Source organism: Methanospirillum sp., from assembly GCF_035560735.1.
In the GTDB taxonomy this organism is placed as follows: Archaea; Halobacteriota; Methanomicrobia; order Methanomicrobiales; family Methanospirillaceae; genus Methanospirillum.
The window spans coordinates 1-3,102 of the sequence record NZ_DATMYY010000157.1; the positions used below are offsets into that span (position 1 = coordinate 1).

The window sequence follows — 3,102 nt, forward strand, 5'->3', positions numbered from 1 at the left end:
AACTAGCAGAGGCCGACTGTTCATCACTACATTTTTGGGATTGATATTATAAATAAGATGATTAGAAATGGCAAAAAAAATCCGGTTAAAAACGATATCTCTCGGATCAGAGCCCGATCAGCCGGATATGGATGAACTCACCTGCTTTATCAGGTCGATGAAGGGTCAGGAGGCAGATCTGACAACATACTACCTTATCCGATCGCTGGAAAAGCAGCTCGAAGCAGGAATCTTATCACCTGCAGGTGGGGGGATGTTTATGCAGTCACGCTTTGAGGATGCTCTCACCTGCTCTCATGAGGGATGCCAGGTAAACACTTTAGTTTTTGAGGAAGATGCACAGGTGATGATTAAAACTGCGGGACAGGTTACATCGGTTCTCCCGTCACCGGGTGTTCTGCCAGGATCACCAGATCCAGAAGATGAAGAGGCCTTTGCAGAGTTTTGTGATGGATATGCAAAAATTCTCAGGAACATGCGGGACCAGAAGATAACAGGTCACATCCTTCATGCCAAAGAGGTCAGTCTGATAGAGGCAGAACTTCTCTCTTCACGAAAGACGATTTTTGTTATTCCAGATGGAACTATCGCTGCCCAGTCAGAACTTCTTGAGGTTCAGAGCACGATTGCACTAACAAGTAACAGGGTTCAGTTCCTTGATGAACTCATTGATCAGTTTGATATCAGAAATCTCATTCTTATAGAGCCTAACGAGGAGGGGTTCAAAAGAGTGCTAAAACATCTGGATCCTGAAAAGATTCAGGTCGGAGGATATGGGAGAGGAGAAGACAAGCAATACTGGAAGCGTATTGCTGATAGTGCAGAGATCCCGGTTCCAACCGATTGAATTTATTTTTGTAATTCTGCGACTGCAGATATCTTCTCAAAGTGCCTGTTTTTCTTTAGTATCCTGAGGAGGATCTTATCCCAGAGAGTAAACCTGAAAAATCCTCCGGCGGCATGGGGATGGCCTCCTCCACCAAACTCCCGTGCGATGAGATGGCTTATCGGAGGGACAGATCTGATAGAGAATTTGCCTGAATCAGATACCAGTACTTCAATATCAGACTTGAGTTCTTTTCGCAGGTATGCGGCGGTCTCACTTGGATACCCAAACATCGGACTGACAGCCATCCGGTACTTTGTGCCAAGAATGGTTGCAGCCCGAAGAGTCCGGTTCATGATCCTCTGCATCTCACGCATGATATCCTGGTACTCGCTTCTGATCTGTTTGTCATCAAACACTCCCATCATCAGCATATCGCGAACGTGATCACGGTTCTTGTTCCTCTGAAGAACGAGGCCAAGAACTGCTGATCTGGGATCTTTTTGCTTCCAGAGATCATAGTCACAGACAACCAGTGCGATCTCCTCTGCTATTACATCTTCAGGTGCCAGATCAACAGTACAGATCCCACAGGCACACCGTCCGGTATCAATATGAAGATGATCAACGATTTTGCGAATCAGACCAATCTCATCTTCGTTCCAGCGATGATGATCCCGCCACTCGATCCTCCATCCTTTCTGCTTGATTTTGCGAAGGTGCTGTTCTACACCACGGCGGTATGAGAGATCGCTGATGCTCAGTGTGTCACCGTTTCCCGCAATCTGTGAGATTATCTCCAGATACATCGGGAATTTGCCAACCGAACTCCAGAGGGTATGAACGCCTTCTTTCCGGAATCTCATGCGATGTACGGCATCGGCGCCGACCGCGTCAAAGTCATTGTGGGTGAGATGAACGATATGGGCGGTCCGAAGGGCTATGTCTGCAGATATGGATGCGATATCAGGCCCATTCTTCCGCTTTCTGAAGAACATTACATTAAATTCTGGTTTCTGACCTGATAATACGAGCGATTTGATGATCCACTGCCAGGAAATATCGACAAATATATTAATGCCAAGTGAGTATCTGTATAGTCGCGCCTCAGTAGCTCAGACTGGGAGAGCGCCAGACTGAAGATCTGGTTGTCCCCGGTTCAAATCCGGGCTGGGGCATTGTTTTTGTAAAACACTTCGTGTTTTTACTTTTTTACCAACCATTGAGTCGGTTATATATTGATTCTTATCACGCCGCTATTTGTTCCTCATAATTTCAAGACAATCTCATAGGCTCTAAATGCAGTGATCCAGGTTTTTACAGCGATTTTTTCACACGACTCTGAGTTTTTCTCAAGGAATTTTTTTTCATCAGATTCCGGCAAGCTTGTTTCTTGACCGGACCGTCTGCTCGGTGTGTGGAAGGAGCCCCATATACTATCAGGAACGGATGACCAGGGAGAGGCTACGAGAGCCATCGAGGCAGAATCGGATGCTCTGCAATAACTGTTCTGATATGGCTAAACGGCGGGTATCAAAACTGGGAAAGATCTTGGAAGGTGCCATGTGTGTGACACCTCCCGGATCATCTGGTGGGATGAAGAGCAGCACCTGGGATTGTGTGACCAGTGTTATGAACGGGAAACTCAGGTTTCAGGAAAAATAGATGTTCATGATGTATATCGGCCCCTATCTGATCATGGGGTCATGGAAGTGGATAGGGTTTGGAACATTCGGATCGTTCCCGGAGTCGGGTGATTTCCAGGGAGAGATATTCTGGTCACGATACAATTTCGGGTTTTTTAGTGTCCGGAGATATGGATGAGGCCGGCAACCTACTGGTGTGCTGCCAGGCAGTGTCCTCATCTTGTGTGGGAGATTATCGGTCCGACTCAGAACGGGAGACGGGGGAGGCGAAGACGAATATGCTAGTTAGCCGGGATGGTTTCGAGTTATCTGAGCTCCTGCCCTTCCGGTTTTCTTTCTGAGCAGGTGAGTACGTGAGTCTGTGGCCCAGGGCTCATGGTTCTCATTACAAGGAGAGAAACTGTCCGCATCTCACCCAGAAAGAGTGGAAATCCGGGAAGAGGTCTTATTTTAGTTTGTTTAAGCGGCAGATATCCAAGGTCAGGATTGAGGACTGTCCGGAGGTTGAGGAGGCCAGTTGATTGGAGGAGGTCGAGATATTCTGGGGAGAAGTCTAGCGGTACTTTGAGTAGAGGATTAATATGAGAGGAGTTTTGAGGAGATAAGTGAGGAGAGAGGATGGTTGGGGAG

The 3,102-nt window shown here is 47.2% G+C and carries 4 protein-coding genes and 1 tRNA gene; 3 read left to right on the forward strand and 2 right to left on the reverse strand.

The window, feature by feature from the left end; translation table 11 throughout:
- Positions 1-67: 67 nt before the first annotated feature.
- A complete protein-coding gene (locus tag VN429_RS04775; RefSeq protein ID WP_325630364.1) occupies positions 68-847 on the forward strand; it encodes a hypothetical protein in 780 nt (259 codons plus the stop codon).
- A 2-nt stretch (positions 848-849) separates the two neighbouring features.
- Here VN429_RS04775 and VN429_RS04780 read toward each other — a convergent pair whose 3' ends face one another.
- The gene (locus VN429_RS04780; RefSeq protein WP_325630367.1) at positions 850-1,824 is read right to left on the reverse strand and encodes a phosphoesterase; all 975 of its coding nucleotides are present in this window, start codon (positions 1,822-1,824) and stop codon (positions 850-852) included.
- Between the two features lie 106 nt (positions 1,825-1,930).
- Between VN429_RS04780 and VN429_RS04785 the strand changes: the two genes are divergently transcribed.
- A tRNA-Phe gene (locus VN429_RS04785) sits at positions 1,931-2,004 on the forward strand.
- A 487-nt stretch (positions 2,005-2,491) separates the two neighbouring features.
- Positions 2,492-2,650 carry a hypothetical protein gene (locus VN429_RS04790; RefSeq protein WP_325630369.1) on the forward strand — a complete coding sequence of 53 codons (159 nt, stop codon included), beginning with the start codon at positions 2,492-2,494 and terminating at the stop codon, positions 2,648-2,650.
- A 127-nt stretch (positions 2,651-2,777) separates the two neighbouring features.
- On the opposite strand, the gene VN429_RS04795 is transcribed toward VN429_RS04790, so the two are convergent.
- Positions 2,778-3,102, reverse strand: a 325-nt coding sequence (locus tag VN429_RS04795; RefSeq protein WP_325630371.1) for a hypothetical protein, incomplete at its 5' end; no start/stop codon positions are given.